The 15,978-nt window shown below is 72.0% G+C and carries 13 protein-coding genes; 9 read left to right on the top strand and 4 right to left on the bottom strand.

What is annotated here, in order from left to right; genetic code table 11:
• The first annotated feature begins 500 nt into the window (after positions 1–500).
• Positions 501–950: a PTS sugar transporter subunit IIA gene (locus IEZ01_RS23200; protein ID WP_028797291.1), complete on the top strand. Its 450-nt coding sequence runs from the start codon at positions 501–503 to the stop codon at positions 948–950.
• Between the two features lie 83 nt (positions 951–1,033).
• Positions 1,034–2,704 (top strand): phosphoenolpyruvate--protein phosphotransferase, encoded by a 1,671-nt coding sequence (gene ptsP, locus IEZ01_RS23195; protein ID WP_189203555.1) that lies wholly within the window; start codon positions 1,034–1,036, stop codon positions 2,702–2,704.
• A gap of 81 nt (positions 2,705–2,785) precedes the next feature.
• Here the strand turns inward: ptsP and IEZ01_RS23190 are convergent, their stop codons facing one another.
• Both IEZ01_RS23190 and IEZ01_RS23185 read right to left on the bottom strand, forming a co-directional pair.
• On the bottom strand, positions 2,786–3,697 hold the full coding sequence (locus IEZ01_RS23190; protein WP_189203553.1) for a DUF8829 domain-containing protein: 912 nt from the start codon (positions 3,695–3,697) through the stop codon (positions 2,786–2,788).
• 22 nt (positions 3,698–3,719) lie between these two features.
• Positions 3,720–4,991, bottom strand: coding sequence for an MFS transporter (locus tag IEZ01_RS23185; protein ID WP_019884697.1), 1,272 nt, complete (start codon positions 4,989–4,991; stop codon positions 3,720–3,722).
• A 46-nt stretch (positions 4,992–5,037) separates the two neighbouring features.
• Here IEZ01_RS23185 and IEZ01_RS23180 point away from each other — a divergent pair, with 46 nt between their 5' ends.
• A complete protein-coding gene (locus IEZ01_RS23180) occupies positions 5,038–6,357 on the top strand; it encodes an aminotransferase class I/II-fold pyridoxal phosphate-dependent enzyme (protein WP_040875365.1) in 1,320 nt (439 codons plus the stop codon).
• Between the two features lie 45 nt (positions 6,358–6,402).
• Here IEZ01_RS23180 and IEZ01_RS23175 read toward each other — a convergent pair whose 3' ends face one another.
• Complete coding sequence (locus IEZ01_RS23175; RefSeq protein WP_019884699.1) at positions 6,403–8,406, bottom strand: acetoacetate--CoA ligase; 2,004 nt, start codon at positions 8,404–8,406, stop codon at positions 6,403–6,405.
• 216 nt (positions 8,407–8,622) lie between these two features.
• Between IEZ01_RS23175 and IEZ01_RS23170 the strand changes: the two genes are divergently transcribed.
• Positions 8,623–11,058, top strand: a complete 2,436-nt coding sequence (locus IEZ01_RS23170; protein WP_189203551.1) for a glycoside hydrolase family 31 protein — start codon at positions 8,623–8,625, stop codon at positions 11,056–11,058.
• Here IEZ01_RS23170 and IEZ01_RS23165 read toward each other — a convergent pair.
• Positions 11,049–11,561: an NUDIX domain-containing protein gene (locus IEZ01_RS23165; RefSeq protein WP_028797295.1), complete on the bottom strand. Its 513-nt coding sequence runs from the start codon at positions 11,559–11,561 to the stop codon at positions 11,049–11,051. The genes IEZ01_RS23170 and IEZ01_RS23165 overlap by 10 nt on opposite strands.
• A gap of 227 nt (positions 11,562–11,788) precedes the next feature.
• On the opposite strand from IEZ01_RS23165, the gene IEZ01_RS23160 reads away from it, so the two are divergent.
• From IEZ01_RS23160 to IEZ01_RS23140, 5 genes are all read left to right on the top strand, one after another.
• Positions 11,789–12,598: a M15 family metallopeptidase gene (locus IEZ01_RS23160; protein ID WP_189203549.1), complete on the top strand. Its 810-nt coding sequence runs from the start codon at positions 11,789–11,791 to the stop codon at positions 12,596–12,598.
• A gap of 137 nt (positions 12,599–12,735) precedes the next feature.
• Complete coding sequence (locus IEZ01_RS23155; RefSeq protein ID WP_019884707.1) at positions 12,736–13,083, top strand: Mpo1-like protein; 348 nt, start codon at positions 12,736–12,738, stop codon at positions 13,081–13,083.
• A 117-nt stretch (positions 13,084–13,200) separates the two neighbouring features.
• Positions 13,201–13,662, top strand: coding sequence for a Zn-ribbon domain-containing OB-fold protein (locus IEZ01_RS23150; RefSeq protein ID WP_019884708.1), 462 nt, complete (start codon positions 13,201–13,203; stop codon positions 13,660–13,662).
• A gap of 113 nt (positions 13,663–13,775) precedes the next feature.
• Positions 13,776–14,984 (top strand): lipid-transfer protein, encoded by a 1,209-nt coding sequence (locus IEZ01_RS23145; protein WP_019884710.1) that lies wholly within the window; start codon positions 13,776–13,778, stop codon positions 14,982–14,984.
• Between the two features lie 196 nt (positions 14,985–15,180).
• The gene (locus IEZ01_RS23140; protein ID WP_019884712.1) at positions 15,181–15,942 is read left to right on the top strand and encodes an MIP/aquaporin family protein; all 762 of its coding nucleotides are present in this window, start codon (positions 15,181–15,183) and stop codon (positions 15,940–15,942) included.
• Positions 15,943–15,978 lie beyond the last annotated feature (36 nt).

Genomic DNA, 15,978 nt, shown 5'->3' with positions numbered 1-15,978 from the left:
GCTGTTGAGTTCTCAAGGAACGGACGCTTCCTTCGTACTCACCCTCTCGGGCTTTCCTCCGGGCGCTTCCCTTCGGTATTTCGCGTTCCGACTCTATCAGACTCTTTCGCGTCCGATTCCCCGTCGGATCGGGGTTGCTTTCCGGGAAATCGCTTTCGCGGTTTCCTTTCCGGCGGTCCGAACTCTATCAGGCCTTTTCCGTCCCCCTGACCACTCACCCCGGGGCATGCGGACATGCAGAGGTGTAGACCAGTTGGGTAGGATCGCGACTTGAAGGTGCGACTGCCGACCTACGACTCAACGTCGCGTTGGGGTCAGGCAGGAGTACGACAGTACAGCTCCGCGCCAGAAGAGGCAAATCGTTTCCGGTAGTCCCCTAGGTCCGCGAACCAGGATCACTCGTGCGGAACTGGGACTTCCTATGACATACGCTTCTGAACAGTACGCCGTCCAGGACAGGTAGTGACGGCGCAACAATCTCCGCCCCTGGGAGGCTTCCCATGACAACCGTGACGTCGCCACTTGTTGGACGCGCCATCGGTCTTGCCGCAGTACCCGACCCCGTGTTCTCGGGCGCGATGGTCGGTCCGGGTACCGCCATCGATCCCGCACGTGAGCCTTCGGAGGCCGTCGCGCCCGTCGACGGCGTTGTGGTCTCGCTTCATCCGCACGCCTTTGTCGTCGTCGACAGCGAGGGGCACGGGGTGCTGACGCACCTCGGTATCGACACTGTGCAGCTCAACGGCGAGGGCTTCGAGCTCCTCGTCAACAAGGGGGACACGGTCACGCGCGGACAGGCGCTGATCCGTTGGAACCCCGCCGCCGTGGAAGAGGCGGGCAAGTCTCCTATCAGCCCCGTCGTGGCGCTCGAGGCCACAGGCGAATCCCTCTCCGGTCTCGTCGAAGACGGCGATGTGAAGGCCGGCGACTCGCTGTTCAGCTGGCAGTGACGTCGGCGTCGTCCCTCGTGACGGCCGTGGGCGGGACATTCAACGCGGCGGCTGGGGCCGCCGCTCAATCGGAGACGGGTGAGATGGAGACAACGCTGCGAGGCGTCGGTGTCAGCCACGGTGTGGCGATCGGCGAGGTCCGGCACATGGGCACGGCGGTTCTCGAGCCACCGGCCAAGCAGATTCCGGCTGAGGATGCCGAGCGCGAACAGGGGCGCGCTCGCCAGGCCGTCGAAGCTGTTGCTGCCGACCTGATTGCGCGCGGCAATTTGGCCGGCGGTGAGGCGCAGGCGGTGCTGGAGGCCCAGGCGATGATCGCCCAGGACCCCGAGCTGATCGCCGACGTCGACCGCCGGATCGCGGTGGGCAGCACCGCCGAGCGCGGTATCTACGACGCCTTCTCGCACTACCGCGAGCTTCTGGCGGGTGCCGGCGAGTACATGGCGGGGCGCGTTGCCGATCTCGACGACGTACGGAACCGGATCGTGGCCCGGCTGCTCGGTGTGCCCATGCCGGGTGTGCCGGACAGCGACGAGCCGTATGTACTGATCGCGCGGGATCTGGCGCCGGCGGACACTGCGCTGCTTGACCCCGCGCTGGTGCTCGGGTTCGTGACCGAGGAGGGCGGGCCGACCAGCCACAGCGCGATTCTCGCGCGGGCTCTCGGTGTGCCCGCCGTGGTGGCGCTGCCCGGCGCGGGTGAGCTGGCCGAGGGCACGCTCATCGCCGTCGACGGCAGCACCGGCGAGATCTTCGTGGAGCCGAGCGAGGACAAGCGGGCGGAGCTGACCCGGGCGGCCGCCGAGCGCAAGGCCGCGCTGGCCGCGTCGAGCGGTCCGGGCGCCACCTCGGACGGGCACAAGGTGCCGCTCCTGGCGAACGTCGGCGGTCCGGCGGATGTGCCGGCGGCGGTGGAGGCCGGTGCCGAGGGTGTGGGTCTGTTCCGTACCGAGTTCCTGTTCCTGGACGACAGCAAGCAGGCGCCGTCCGAGGAGAAGCAGGTCGAGGCGTACCGCAAGGTGCTGGAGGCGTTCCCCGAGGGGCGCGTGGTGGTGCGGGTGCTCGACGCCGGTGCCGACAAGCCGCTGGACTTCCTGACTCCGGCCGACGAGCCGAACCCGGCTCTGGGTGTGCGCGGGCTTCGTACGCTGCTCGACCACCCCGAGGTGCTGCGGACGCAGCTGACCGCGCTGGCCAAGGCCGCCGAGGGGCTGCCGGTGTACCTCGAGGTCATGGCGCCGATGGTGGCGGACCGTACGGACGCGAAGGCGTTCGCCGACGCGTGCCGTGAGGCGGGGCTGCGGGCGAAGTTCGGAGCGATGGTGGAGATTCCGTCCGCCGCGCTGCGGGCTCGCTCGATCCTGCAGGAGGTGGAGTTCCTGTCGCTGGGCACAAACGACCTGGCGCAGTACACCTTCGCCGCCGACCGTCAGGTCGGGGCGGTGTCGCGGCTGCAGGATCCGTGGCAGCCGGCGCTGCTGGACCTGGTCGCGCTGTCGGCCGAGGCCGCGAGGGCCGAGGGCAAGAGCTGTGGTGTGTGTGGTGAGGCGGCCTCCGATCCGCTGTTGGCGTGTGTGCTGACGGGTCTGGGTGTGACGAGCCTGTCCATGGGGGCGGCGTCGATTCCGTATGTGCGGGCGACGCTGGCCAAGTACACGCTGGCGCAGTGCGAGCGGGCCGCGGCTGCGGCGCGTGCGGCGGACTCCGCCGACGAGGCGCGGGTCGCCGCGCAGGCGGTGCTGTCCGGGGAGTGATCCGGTCGGCCGCGCGGTGAGTGCGTGGTGTTGAAGGGGCTTCCCACCTGGTGGTGGGGAGCCCCTTCGTCGTGTGCGGGGTCAGTGGTGGGGCGGCCAGTCGTCGTCGGGGTCGAGGGGGAATCCGGCGAGGTATTCGACGCCTGGCTCCGGGGACAGCGGTTCGCCGGTGTCGGCGTCGGTGCAGTAGGCGTTGAAGACCTCTGCGTCGTTGAGCGGGTGGAGGGTGCCCTGGCGCAGTCGCCAGCCGTGGAGGCGGTCGGGGGCCTCCGGTGTGTCCGGTGTGGTGGTGCGCAGGACGAGTCCGCCTGGGGAGCCGAGGGCGATGCCGGCGGCGAGGACGGTGGTGAACTCGGCTCCTTCGGTGGCGTCGAGGTGGGCGGGGCCGGTGGCGCGGGTCTCGGTGTGCAGGACGGCTACGAGCTGTTCGTCGTGGGCCGGGACGCTGCACACGAGGTGGTGGATGCCGGGGCCGGCGGCTTCCAGGATGCGGAGCAGGAGCCGGGAGGCGCGGTCGAAGGCGGCGCGTCCGACGTCCTGTCCGCAGTCGGCGCACTCCCCCAGGCCGGCGAGGAGTGTGGTGGCGTACTCCCAGGTGGCGCGGCGGACGGCGGCGTCGATGAGGGTGGGCACGAGGGTGTCCATGGGCTGTCCCGTGTAGGGGACGAGGGTGCCGGTGGCGGCGAGCTCGGTGGTGTAGCGGGCGCGGCTGGCGCGGCTGTCGGGGTCGAGTCCGGTGTCGGCGCAGAACTCCGCGTACTCCTCGGGGTCGAAGAGGGCGACCGTGGTGTGTCCGCCCTGGGCGGAGAGGGTGCGGAGCAGGGCTTCGATCTGGTGGAGGTAGGTGGTGTGGTCGTCGAAGCGGAAGGTGCGGTAGTGGCGCATGGCCGCGAAGTCCTGGGCGTCGGCGAGGAGGCCGACGATGCTGGGCACTTCGCGGCGCAGTGCGCGCCGCATCGAGATGGTCTGCCGGGTGGTGCGGGTCTGCGCCATGTGTCCCCCTGAGCGCTGTCGATCAATGCTCACTCACCGTAACCGGCGGCACTGACAGTGAGCGTTTAGTGAGGCCTTGGCGGACGAGTCGGTGCTGGGCGGCGCAGGTGGCGACCAGTGCGGCGCCGAGGGCGGGCCAGGCGAGGGGGCCCGCGGCGATGACGGCGGAGAGCAGCAGGGGGCCGGCGCTGCGCTGGACGGCGCCGGCGAGGCCGTGGACGCCGAGGTAGGCGCCTTGGGCGTCGTCGGGTGAGAGCGCGATCGAGAGTTCCCAGGAGGCGGTGGCGTGGATCATCTCGGCGAAGGTGAGGAGGACAGCCGCGAGGACGAGGGTGGTGATGGCGAGCCAGCGGCCGCCGGTGGCGGAGGCGGCGAGGGCGAGGGTGCCGGCGGCGAAGAGGGCGGCGAGGGGGATGAGGAGGGTGCGGGCGGCGCTGGTGGTGGCGCCGAAGCGGGCGAGGGGAACCTGGAGGGCGACGACGAGGACGCTGTTGAGGACGAGGAGGAGGGGTGCGAGGCCGACGGGGGCGTCGGTGGCGTGGATGATCCACAGCGGCATGGCGACCTGAAGGATCGTGTCGTCGAGGAAGAGCGCCGCTTCGGTGGCGGTGAAGAGGAGGAAGGTGCGGTCGCGCCAGGGGTTGGAGAGCGGGGCCGCGGGGGTGGTGGTGGAGGTGGCGACGACGCGGGAGGGGGCCTTGGGTTCGCCGCAGCGGGAGGTGAGGAACGCCATCAGGAGGTAGCTGGCGGCGTTGCCGATGAGGAGCAGTTGGTAGACGGCGCTGGTGTTGAGGGCGAGGGCGGCCGCGGCGGCGAGGCCGCCGACGGACCAGCCGAGGTTGGCGGCGGTGCGGTTGATGGCCTGGTAGCGGACTCGTTCCGGGCCGGCGGCGCGCGCGGCGTAGAGCTTGGTGAGGACACCGGCGGCGCGGTCGGGGAGGGTGCCGATCGCGGAGTAGAGCATCAGCAGGGCGTAGTGGTCGGTGGTGAGCAGGGCGAGCAGGGCCGCGGCGCGCAGGAGTTGGGCGGCTATGAGGACGCGGGTGATCGGGAATCGGTCGGCGAGGCGTCCGGCGAGGGGTGCGCCGGCGATGCCGACGGCTCCGGAGACGCCGATGAGCAGGCCGATCTGGCCGACGGTGAGGCCGGTGACGTAGGTGAAGTAGAGGGCGACCGCGGCCGCCCAGAGGCCGGTGCCTGTCTTGTCGATGAACGCGACGACGAGCATGCGGCGGCCGTCGCGGCCGCCGGGTATGCGTGCCGCGAGTGCGGCCCGGCGCTGGGTCAGGCTCACTGTCTCCCCCTTGACTTCAGTTTTGTATTGGTACATTCTCATATACGTGGCAACACAATATGCGATCACTGGGGCGACGGCGAGGGAAATCGCCGCGTCCGTGGAACGGGGCGTGGCCGAGGGCGGTCTGGGGCCGGGGCTCGCGCTGCCGCCCGTACGGCGCCTGGCGGATGAGCTCGCGGTCAGTCCGGGCACGGTGGCGACGGCCTACAAGGAGCTGCGGCAGCGAGGTGTCGTGGTCACGCGGGGGCGTGGGGGCACGGTGGTGGCCGAGGAGCCCGCCGTCGCGTCCCGGCGGCCGCCCAAGGTCCCGGAGGGGCTACGGGACCTGGCGGGCGGGCACCCCGATCCGGCGTTCCTTCCGGAGCTGCGGCCGCCCGCGCGGATCGCTCCGGTCTTCGGTTCGCACCGCGGCTCGCCCCGCCTCCCCCGGCTCGAGGAGCTGACCCGGGAGTGGTTCGCGCGGGACGGGGTCCCGGCGGAGCGGGTGACGTTCGCGCAGGGGGCGCTGGACTGCATCGGGCGGCTGCTGTCGACGGAGCTGAGGCCGGGTGACGCGGTGGCCGTGGAGGATCCCGGCTTCCACCATCTCCTGGATCTCGTACCGGCCCTCGGCCTGCGCATGGTGCCCGTGGCGGTGGACGACGAGGGGCTGCGCCCCGAGGAGTTGCGCGTCGCGCTGCGCGGAGGTGTACGGGCCGTGGTGTGCAGCCCGCGGGGGCAGTGCCCGATGGGCGGCGCGTTCTCCGAGGAGCGACGGGACGACCTCGCGCGCGTGCTCCGCGATTTCCCCGAGGTGCTCGTCGTGGAGGACGACCACAACGCGGACATCGCGGGCGCTCCGTCGTACGCGCTCGCCACGACCGGACTGGCGCGGTGGGCTCAGGTCCGTACGGTGTCCAAGCATCTCGGCGTGGATCTGCGCTGGGCGGGGGTCGCCTGTGACGCGGCGACGCTGGCCCGGCACGACGGGCGGATGCTGCTGACCTCGGGCTGGGTCAGTCATGTGCTCCAGCAGACGGTGACCTGGCTGCTGGAGGACGAGGGCGTACGCCGGCTGGTGGCGGCGGGCGAGCGGGCGTACACGGAGCGGCGGGAGGCGCTGATCCGGGAGCTGGGCCGGTATGGGGTGCGGGCACATGGAGTCAGCGGGATCAATGTGTGGGTGCCCGTGCGGGACGAGTCGGCGGTGGTCAACGGCCTGCGCTCGCGCGGCTGGTGGGTGGCGGCCGGGGCCCGCTTCCGGATCTCGGCACCGACGGCGGTGCGGATCACCACGGCGGGGCTGACGGTGGACGAGGCGGCGCGCCTCGCGGCCGACTTCGCGGGCGTGCTGGGTGAGTCCGAGGCGACGTACGGGGGGTGAGGGGGCTCCCGCACCCCCCGTACGTGTCTCGGGCCGGGGCTCCGGTCAGCGGCGGGTGCGGGCGAGCTCCTCGTAGAAGTGGAGCAGGTCGAGGTTGTCGACCGAGCCCGGGTTGACGGCCTTCGCGAGGGGGGTGCCCTGGAGGAGGCGCTTGACCGGGACCTCGATGCGCTTGCCGGTGAGGGTGTGCGGGATGGCCGGGACCTCGATGATGTCGTCGGGGACGTGGCGGGGTGAGAGCTCCGCGCGGATCGTCCGCTTGATCCGCTCACGCAGGGCGTCGTCCAGAGTGGCGCCGGGGGCGAGGTGGACGAAGAGCGGCATCCAGTAGCCGCCGTCCGGCTCTTCGAGGCCGATGACGAGGGACTCCTTGATCTCCGGGAGGCGCTCGACGGCTTCGTAGATGTCCGCCGAGCCCATCCGGACACCCTGGCGGTTCAGGGTGGAGTCGGAGCGGCCGTGGATGACGACGGAGCCGTGGTCGGTGAGGGTGATCCAGTCGCCGTGCCGCCAGACGCCCGGGAACATCTCGAAGTAGCTGTCGTGGTAGCGGCTGCCGTCGGGATCGTTCCAGAAGTGGATCGGCATGGACGGCATGGGGTTGGTGACGACCAGCTCTCCCACCTCGCCGACCACGGGCTTGCCCTGCGGGTCCCAGGCCTGGAGGTCCGTGCCGAGGCAGGGGGCCTGGAGTTCGCCGATGTGGACGGGGAGGGTCGGCACGGCTCCTGCGAAGCAGGAGCAGACGTCGGTGCCGCCACTCACCGAGGCGATCCACAGGTCGGCGCCGGCCTCGGCGAACTCGTCGTGGAGCCAGCGGAAGCCGTCGGGCGGCAGCGGGGAGCCGGTGGTGGCCACGCAGGTGATCTTCGACAGGTCGAAGTCGCGGGCCGGGTGGACGTCCGCCTTGCGGCAGGCCATGACGTACGCGGCGGAGGTGCCGTAGAGGGTCGCCCCGGTGCGCTCGGCGATCCGCCACTGTGCGCCGGTGTCGGGGTAGCCGGGGCTGCCGTCGTACAGGACGACCGTGGTGCCGGTCAGCAGGCCGGAGACGAGGAAGTTCCACATCATCCAGCCGGTGGAGGTGAACCAGAAGAAGCGGTCCTCGGGGCCGAGGTCGCAGTGCAGGCCGAGCTGCTTGAAGTGTTCGAGCAGGATGCCGCCCTGGGACTGGACGATCGCCTTGGGCAGACCGGTGGTGCCGGAGGAGTACAGCACCCACAGCGGGTGGTCGAAGGGGACCTGCTCGAAGACCGGCTCGGCGTCGCCGGCGACCAGGGAGGACCAGGTCAGGGCGGATTCGGGGGCCTCAGTGCCAAGCAGGGGGATGTGGACCACGGCGCGCAGGGTCGGCAGTTCCGCGCGGAGTTCGGCGACGGTCTCGCGGCGGTCGTGCTCCTTGCCGCCGTAGCGGTAGCCGTCGACGGTGAACAGCACGACCGGCTCGACCTGCTGGAAGCGGTCGAGGACGCTGCGTGCGCCGAAGTCGGGGGCGCAGGAGGTCCAGACGCCGCCGACGGCCGCGGTGGCGAGGAGGGCGACGACGGCTTCCGGGATGTTGGGCAGGTAGCCGCTGACCCGGTCGCCGGGGCGTACGCCGAGGGCGCGCAGCTCCGCGGCGAGTGCGCCGACCTGGCGGCGGAGCTCGGCCCAGCTGATCGGCGTCGGCTCCTGGGACTCGTCGACGTGGAGCAGCGCGGGCGCGTCGGGGCGCTCGGCGGCGGCGCGCAGGGCGTGCTCGGCGTAGTTGAGGGTGGCTCCGGGGAACCACTGTGCGCCGGGCATGGAGCGGTCGCCGATGACGCGCTCGTACGGGGTCGAGAAGCGGACGTCGAACCACTCGGCGACGGCCTGCCAGAACGTGTCGAGGTGCTCGACGGACCAGCGGTGCAGGGCCGGGTATCCGCCGTCGGCCGGTGCGCCGAACCGTTCGGCCGCCCAGGTCTGGAAGCGGGTGACCGCCGCCGCGGCGATGCGGTCCTGGTCCGGCTGCCAGAGCGGCGCGGGGTTCGCGGCGTTCGCGGGGTTCGCTGGGGTCCCTGACGACATGGTGGCTGCTCCCGGGCTGTACGCGGTGTTGGCGTGTGTCCCGCGCACGTGCTGGGGTGTGCGCGTGACACGGCTGACAGGGACGATGCCATGTGATCGTCTTTCGCACCAGGGTTCACTCCCCATGGTCGGGAGGCTGAATATGTGGTCCCACCATGGGTGAACGGCAGTTGAACGGGCCACTCCCCCGCCGGGTCGACTGGCAGGGTGAACGTCATGGACGGTCGTGAGCTGGTGCGTTCGGTGCGGGAGTTCGGATCGGTGCGGGGGCTGCGGGCGATGCGCTCGGCGTGGCGGCAGCGGCGCACGGACGCCCGGGGACTGCCACCACGCGGGGCCGAGCGGGCGCGGGTGCCGGGGCAGGTCCAGGGCGCGGAGCCACTGCCCGGCGGGGGAATCATCCGGTTCGCCCGGTCCGAACTGCGGGTGCGGGTGGCGAGCGGCGGGACCGTCTTCTGGGGGTGGGACGGAGCCGGGCCGCTTCCGTCGTACGCGCTGGCGGGCGAGGCGCCGGAGCCCGATCCGCGGGCCGTGCTGGAACCGGACAAGGACGGCGGCTGGCGGGTCGTCGCGGAGCGTGTCACCGTACGCGTCTCCCGGCACGGCGCCGTGGAGATCCGTACTCCGGGCGGGGTGATGCTGCGCCGGGACCTGCCGCCGCGCTGGTGGGAACCGGTGCACGGCGCGGCGGGGGCCGCCGGGCGGGCTTCGGCGGAGACGGCCACCGAGGGGGCTCAGGGCCAGGGCCGCACGGGGCGGTGGGTGCAGCGCTCGGAGGTGCCCGCAGACGCGCGCTTCTTCGGACTTGGCGGCCGCGCGTCCGGGCCGCGGCTGCGCGACGGCACGTACCGGCTGTGGAACACCGATCCGCGCGGCGGCGGTTTCGGGCCGGAGGAGGATCCGCTCTACATCACGATGCCGGTCCAGCTGGTCGTCGCCGACGCGGGCACGCATCTGGCGTTCCACGACAACTCCTGGGACGGGCAGGTGACCCTGCGCGAGGGCGAGGAGGGTGCGGGGTCGGGGCACGACCGGGCGGGCGCGAGCGAGGTGCGGATGGGCGGCGGCCCGCTGCGCTGCTGGGTGGTGGTCGGCACCCCCGCGCGCGTGCTGCACGGCTGGGCGGCGCTGACCGGCGCGCCCGCCCTGCCGCCGTCCTGGGCGCTGGGGCCGCAGCACGCGCGCTGGGGTTTCGGCAGCGAGCGGGAGGTGAGGCGGGTGGCGGCCGGGTACCGGGAGCGGGGGCTGCCGCTTTCGGCCCTCCACCTCGACATCGACCACTACGACGAACACCAGGTCTTCACAGTGGACCGGGAGCGGTTTCCCGGGCTCCCCGGGCTCGCGGGCGAGCTGCGCGAGCAGGGCGTGCGGCTGGTGTCGATCGTCGATCCGGCGGTGAAGGCCGACCCGGGGAACCGGGTGTACGCGGCGGGAAGGGCCGCCGGTGCGTTCGTCCGGGATGCCGCCGGCGAGGAGGTACGGGGGGTGGTGTGGCCCGGGGACTGTGTGTACCCGGATTTCACCGATCCCGCCGCGCGGCAGTGGTGGGGCGGGCTCTACGAGGAGCGGCTCGCCCAGGGCTTCTCCGGTGTCTGGCACGACATGAACGAGCCGGTGTCCTTCGCGCCGTTCGGCGACCGGACCCTCCCCCGCTCCGCCCGGCACACCCTGGAGGGGCGCGGCGGCGACCACCGCGAGGCGCACAACGTCTACGGCCTGGCCATGGCACGGGCAGGGTACGAGGGGCTGCGGCGGCTGCGGCCGGAGGAGCGGCCGTTCCTCTTCTCACGCTCCGGGTGGGCGGGGATGCAGCGGTACGGCGGGACGTGGTCCGGTGATGTGGCCACCGGCTGGCCGGGGCTGCGGGCCTCGCTGTCGCTGGTGATGGGGCTGGGGCTGTGTGGTGTGCCGTATTCGGGTCCGGATGTGGGCGGCTTCGACGGCAGTCCGCCGCCGGAGCTCTTTCTGCGCTGGTTCCAGCTGGGGGCGTACCTGCCGCTGTTCCGTACGCACGCCGCGATCGACGCGGGACGGCGCGAACCGTGGGAGTTCGGCCCCGAGGTCCTGGAGCACGCGCGCGTGGCGCTCGCCGAACGTGAGCGGCTGCGCCCCTACTTCGTCACCCTGTCGCAGCTGGCCCGGCTCACCGGGGCGCCCTATGTGCGGCCGGTGTGGTGGGGCGCGCCTGAGGACCGGGCACTGCGGGACTGCGAGGACGCGTTCCTGCTCGGCGACGCGCTGCTGGTGGCGCCGGTCATGGAGCGCGGTACGCGGCACAGGGCGGTACGGCTGCCGCGCGGGCGGTGGTACGACACGGCGACCGGGGAGGCGCACGAGGGCCCCGGGCAGGTGCTGCTCGGGGCGCCGCTGTCCAGGATCCCGGTACTGGCGCGAGCCGGCTCGGTGCTGGCGGTGCGGGGCGCGGACGGGGGGACGGAGCTGGAGGCGTGGGCGCCGGCGGCGGGACGGACCGGGGGCGGCCTGGTCGTACGGGACCGGGGGGACGGGTGGGAGTCGGCGGAGATCGAGCGGTACACGACCCGGCTGGCCGACGGGCGGGTCGTGGTGGAACGGGTGACGGACGAGGGGGCCGTGGCGGTGGAGGGGCCGGTGCGGGTGCGGGGGCTGGCGGAGGTGGCGGGTCAGCCGTAGGCGTGCGTGAACCAGTTGCGTACGGCCTTGGTGTGCAGGGGGAAGGCAAGCTCGGCGGGGCCGCGCAGGACGTGGTGGCCGCTGGTCTCGTCCGTCGGGCGGGACGGCGGCAGGTCCGCGGCGCTTCGGAGCGGGAGAAGGCCGAAGAGGAGGAGGTGGCCGGCCGGGGAGCTCATGGCGTCGGCGAGCCGGACGTCGCTCGCCGCGGCGTCGATTCCGGTCTCCTCCCGGAGCTCGCGGACCACGGCGTGGCGCCAGTCCTCGGCGTGGTCGATGAAGCCGCCGGGGAGGGCGATGCCGCCCTTGTGCGGGTCGATGGTGCGGGTGATGACGACGAGTCCGGTACCGGCCGCGTCGGTGACGGGCAGCAGGGCGACGGCGACCGGCAGCGGATTGCGGTATGCCATGTCACCGCACGCGGTGCAATGACGTGGCCAGGTGTCGGCGGTGGTGGCGGTCGCCGGGTAGGCGGCTCCGCAGCTGGAGCAGTGGGAGTGGTTCACGGGCGCGGACGATAGCGGAGCCGGACGGGGCGGGGGGCCGCTTTCGGGAGCCGGGGCGCGGGTTCGGGTTTCCGGGCGGGGGCGAGCCGTTGAGGCGCGGGCGGGCGGTTTGGTGTCCGGGTTGCGGGCGGGCCGTTGAGTGGCCGGGTCGTGGGCGGGCGGTTGAGTTTCCGGGGCGTGGGCGGGCGCTCTTTCCCGGGCGCGGGCGGAGCTGATAGACGGTGCGCATGACACGACTTGCTTACGCGCTCCGCGCGCTCGTCGCGACCGCCACCGCGGGCGCCGCCGTCCTGGTCGCCGCCGCTCCCGCCGCGCAGGCCAGGCCCGAGCCGAAGGCGCCGGAGGAGTTCGTGGCGCTGCGGTCCGTGGACCCGACGATCCTCCAGGACATGCGGTACACGACGGCGCACAATTTCGTCGGCGAGCCGGTGGACGGCTACCGCCAGCCGGTGTGCATCCTGACCCGCCCGGCCGCGCATGCCCTGCGGCAGGCGCAGCGGAAGCTGCTGAGCCAGGGCTACTCCCTCAAGGTCTACGACTGTTACCGGCCGCAGCGGGCGGTCGACCACTTCGTACGGTGGGCGAAGGATCTGCGGGACGAGCGGATGAAGACCGAGTTCTATCCCCGCGTCGACAAGTCCCGGCTGTTCGCGGACGGTTACATCGCGGAGAAGTCGGGGCACAGCCGGGGTTCGACGGTCGATGTGACGGTGGTGAAGCTGCCTGCAGTACCGACGCGGCCGTATGTGCCCGGTGAGAAGCAGGTTGAGTGCTACGCCCCGCGGGCCGAGCGGTTCCCCGACAACTCGGTGGACATGGGTACCGGCTTCGACTGCTTCGACACGCTCTCGCATACGGACGATCCGCGGATCCAGGACGCCCAGCGTGCCAACCGCCGGCTGCTCACGTCCGCCCTGGGCGCGCAGGGGTTCGTGAACCTGCCCGAGGAATGGTGGCATTTCACCTTCAAGCCGGAGCCGTTCCCGTCGACGTACTTCGACTTCCCCGTCGCCCGCCGGTCGGTGGCCGGGCACTGAGACGCGGCCGCGAGGGGAACGGGCGGCCGGAACCACCCCCGTGGGTCCCGGCCGCCCGTTCCGCTTTCTCTCCTTGCTCTCCCTACGGACGCAGTGGACCCGTTTCCGGTTCACCGGGGAGCGATTACGGTGCCCGTATGGCTGAACGGAGCTTCGATTCGTACGAGGAATTCTGGCCCTACTACGTGGCGATGCACTCCCGGGCCGCGACCCGGTGGGTCCATCTGACGGGCACGCTGACCGGGCTCGCGATCAGCGCGTACGGGCTGGTCCGGGGGCGGCCGCGGTATCTCGCGGCGCTGCCGCTGATCGGTTACGGCACCGCGTGGCCCGCCCATTTCCTCCTGGAGAAGAACAATCCGGCGACCTTCGGGCACCCCGCGTGGTCGCTGCGCGGCGACGCGCAGATGATCCGGATGATGCTGGCGGGGCGGGATGCCGAACTGGCGGAGATCGCCGGGAAATGGCTCGCGGAGAACCGCTGACCTCCGCCCCGGTTCCATGACACACTTCTGACGAACCGTCAGATGGCGTGTCGGGCGAGCGCTGCCGCCCGATCGTGGTGCCGGGGAGGGGCCTTGACTGTCACACGTCACACACCGGTGGTGGCCGGGTGGTTCACGCAGGGCGTCGACGAGGAGGACTTCCGGCTGCTCGGTACCCGCTGCGCGGCCTGCGCCTCGGTCTTCTTCCCGCGTGAGGACTCCTTCTGCCGCAACCCCGCGTGCGGAGGCGAGGAGCTGACCGAGGTGCCGCTCTCCAAGCGCGGCCGAGTGTGGTCGTACACGGACGGGAGATACCGGCCCCCCGCGCCGTACGTCTCCGACCCGGACACCGCGTGGGAGCCGTACACGCTCGTCGCCGTCGAGCTGGCGGCCGAGGCGATGGTCGTCCTCGGCCAGGCCGTGCCCGGTGTGGGCGTCGCCGGCCTGGCCGTCGGTGCGGAGGTCGAGGTCGTGCCTGGTGTCCTCGACGAGGATCCGGAGACGGGCACGGTCTGGACGACTTGGCACTGGCGACCTGTGCTGTCGGTGCGGCCGGGGGAAGGCGGGGAGGCGCGGTGACGGGTGACATGGCAGCCGGTCACATGGCGCGCAATGACATGGCAGCGGACGGCATGGCGGCTGGAGACATGGTGGCCGGTGACATGGCAGTGGGTGAAATGACAGAAGGTCACATGGCACCGGGGGAACCCGGCGCACGGGACATCGCCGTGCTCGGCGCCGGGATGCACCCTTGGGGCAAATGGGGGCGCGGTTTCGTCGAGTACGGAACCGTGGCCGCCCGGGAAGCCCTCGCCGACGCCGGGGTCGAGTGGCGGGACGTGCAATCCGTCGTCGGCGCCGACACCGTGCGCGGCGGGTACCCCGGGTACGTGGCGGGGGCGACCTTCGCCCAGGCCCTCGGCTGGCAGGGCGCGCGGGTAACCAGTGTGTACGCCGCCTGCGCCTCCGGGGCGCAGGCCATCGCCACCGCCCGGGCCCAGATCCTCGCGGGGCTCGCGGACGTGGTCCTCGTCGTGGGCGCCGACGCCGCGCCGAAGGGCTTCTTCGCTCCGGCGGGAGGCGATCGGCCCGACGACCCCGACTGGCTGCGGTTCCGGGTCCTCGGGGCGACCAACCCCACGTACTTCGCGCTCTACGCCCGGCGCCGTATGGCATTGCACGGTGACACTCCGCACGACTTCGCCCTGGTCAAGGTGAAGAACGCGGCAGCGGGCGCCCTCAACCCCCGGGCCCGCTACCGCAAGGCCGTCACCGCCGAGGAGGTGGCGGGCTCCGCCGTCGTCGCGGACCCGCTGAGGCTGCTCGACATCTGCGCCACCTCCGACGGCGGAGCGGCGCTGGTGCTGTCCAGCATGGAGTTCGCACGGCGGCACGGGGCCACCGACCCGGTCCGTATCCGGGCGGTCTCGACCGTCACCCCGACCTACCCCAAGGCCGTCCTCGACCTGCCCGACATCGCCACCGACTCGGCCGCCGTCGTCGCCCCCGCACCGCACACCTTCCGCGCCTCGATCGCCCGCGCCGCCTACGAGGAGGCGGGTATCGGCCCGGAGGACCTGTCGCTGGCGGAGGTGTACGACCTGTCGACCGCTCTGGAGCTGGAGTGGTACGAGGACCTCGGGCTGTGTGGGGCCGGAGAGGGGGCGAAGCTCGTACGGGAGGGGATCACCGCTCTCGGCGGGCGCATCCCGGTCAACACCAGCGGTGGTCTGGCCTCGTTCGGCGAGGCGGTGCCCGCTCAGGCGATCGCGCAGGTCTGCGAGCTGACCTGGCAGCTGCGCGGCACGGCGGGCGGGCGTCAGGTGCCGGGCGCGCGGGTGGGGATCACGGCGAACCAAGGGCTCTTCGGACACGGTTCGGCGGTCGTCGCCGTGCGCTGAGTCCGTGGAGTGAGCCCAGCGCAGGCGTGTGCTGTGGCACATTGCACGCCGGCCCGCCCCTGCACCTCTCCTGAACCACTCGTACTGTCAGCATGCTTGACGCCCCGTCATGAGCGGAGAAAACTGCCTCCTCGTCGGCATCGCCGTACATCACCACTTCCTGGCCATGGACGAAGCACCCTGCTGAGGAGCAGCCATGAGCAATGGGAACATCTTTGTCGGTGAAGTCATCGGTACCGCTCTGCTCATCCTTCTCGGTGCCGGTGTGTGTGCCGCCGTCACCCTCAACTTCTCGAAGGCGAAGGGCGCCGGGTGGGTGGTCATCACCTTCGGCTGGGGCTTCGCCGTGCTGGCGGGTGCGTACACCGCCGCCCCGCTCTCCGGGGGGCATCTCAACCCCGCCGTGACCCTGGGCCTCGCCGTCGACACCGGCGTCTGGTCCGATGTGACGTGGTACATCCTCGGGCAGATGACCGGCGCCTTCCTCGGGGCCGTACTGACCTGGCTCGTCTACTACGCGCAGTTCCGGGCGAACGCGGACGCGGCGCACGCCCGGCCGACCCTGGGGATCTTCGCCACCGGGCCCGAGATACGGCATCCGGTCGCCAACCTCGTCACCGAGATCATCGCCACCGTCGCTCTCGTCCTGCCGGTGCTCGCCTTCGCCCGTAACGACGGCATCGGCGTCGGACAGGTCACCGGCCAGGCCGCCGGCGTGTACGGCTCCGGCATCTCCATCCTGCTGGTGTCGTTGCTGGTCGTCGGGATCGGCATGTCGCTCGGCGGTCCGACCGGCTACGCCATCAATCCCGCCCGTGACCTGGGTCCGCGCATCGCGCACGCGCTGCTGCCGATCCCCAACAAGGGCACGTCGGACTGGGGCTACGCCTGGGTGCCGGTCGCCGGCCCGGTCGTCGGGGGTCTGCTCGCCGGTCTGGTCTTCAACGCAGCCTTCTAGCCTCCGCCCAGCCTCCGCCTTCGGCCCAAGGAGCCG

Origin of the sequence: Streptomyces purpureus (genome assembly GCF_014648195.1) — a bacterium.
GTDB classification, from domain to species: Bacteria; Actinomycetota; Actinomycetes; order Streptomycetales; family Streptomycetaceae; genus Streptomyces; species Streptomyces purpureus.
Note: the sequence above shows the minus strand (reverse complement) of the source record. Positions and strands in the feature narration are given on the sequence as shown.